Source organism: Mesorhizobium sp. M7A.F.Ca.CA.001.08.2.1 (assembly GCF_003998455.1).
Lineage (GTDB): Bacteria > Pseudomonadota > Alphaproteobacteria > Rhizobiales > Rhizobiaceae > Mesorhizobium > Mesorhizobium ciceri.
Genome location: NZ_RZPW01001209.1, coordinates 1 through 1,081 on the forward strand (window position 1 = coordinate 1; position 1,081 = coordinate 1,081).

General features: G+C 64.3%; 2 protein-coding genes. Both read right to left on the minus strand.

Annotated features, from left to right (window positions below; all coding sequences use genetic code 11):
- Positions 1 to 619 (minus strand): peptide chain release factor N(5)-glutamine methyltransferase (locus EN914_RS36240; protein WP_164779209.1); only part of this gene is annotated, 619 nt, incomplete at its 3' end.
- Positions 612 to 1,081, minus strand: a 470-nt coding sequence (locus EN914_RS36245; RefSeq protein WP_281034704.1) for a peptide chain release factor-like protein, incomplete at its 5' end; no start/stop codon positions are given. The genes EN914_RS36245 and EN914_RS36240, both read right to left, overlap by 8 nt.

Below are 1,081 nucleotides of genomic sequence, written 5' to 3' on the forward strand. Positions count from 1 at the left end.
GCAGATTTCCAATGTCTTCGGAAGATATATAGGGAGGGTTTGCGACAATTACATGGTACCGGCCGGAAACTTTTTCGAACCAGTCCGACTGCAGCCCCGTGAACCGGCCCGCAAGGCCCAGTTGCCCGGCATTGCGGGCCGCCGTCGCCAGCGCACCCGCGGACAGATCGACGCCGGTGGCATTAGCCGTCGGCACGACGCTGAGCAGCGCCAGCGCAATGGCGCCGGTGCCGGTGCCAAGATCGAGGATGCGACACTCGCCTTCCTGCGTCGCAACCGCCTTGACGAAGGGCAATATCGCCTCGACCAGCGTTTCGGTATCCGGCCGCGGTTCCAGCGTTTCCGGCGACAGCGACAGGCGCAAACCGTAGAATTCACGATAGCCGAGGATGCGATGCACAGGTTCGCCGCCGGCGCGGCGTCTCAACGCGGCATCGATTTCGGCAACAGCGCCGGCGCCGACCCTGCGTTCGGGGTCCGCAATGGCTTGCGTGCGCGTCGTGCCCGAAAAATGCTCGACGATCAGCCTCGCATCGAGCGCCGGGTCGTCGACGGTGCTGCCGAGCCGAGCCCGCGCTTCCCGCAGCAGCGGCCCGAGCGCGTTGGGCAGGTCAGTCATCGATGCCGATGTCGGCGAGCAGCTTGGACTGATGATCGGCGATCAGCGCGTTGATGATCTCGTCGAGTTCGCCCATCATCACCCGGTCGAGCTTGTAGAGCGTCAAATTGATGCGATGGTCGGTGACGCGCCCTTGCGGGAAATTATAGGTGCGGATGCGTTCCGAGCGGTCACCGGAGCCGACCTGTGACTTGCGCGATTCGGAGCGCTCCTCGTCAGCCTTGCCGCGTTCGAGATCATAGAGGCGGGCGCGCAGGATCTGCATCGCCTTGGCGCGGTTCTGGTGCTGCGATTTCTCAGCCTGCACGACCATGATGCCGGTCGGCAGATGGGTGATGCGGACCGCCGAATCGGTGGTGTTGACGTGCTGGCCGCCCGAACCCGAGGCGCGCATCGTGTCGATGCGGATATCTTCGGCCCTGATGTCGATGTCGACCTCTTCGGCTTCGGGCAGCACCGCGA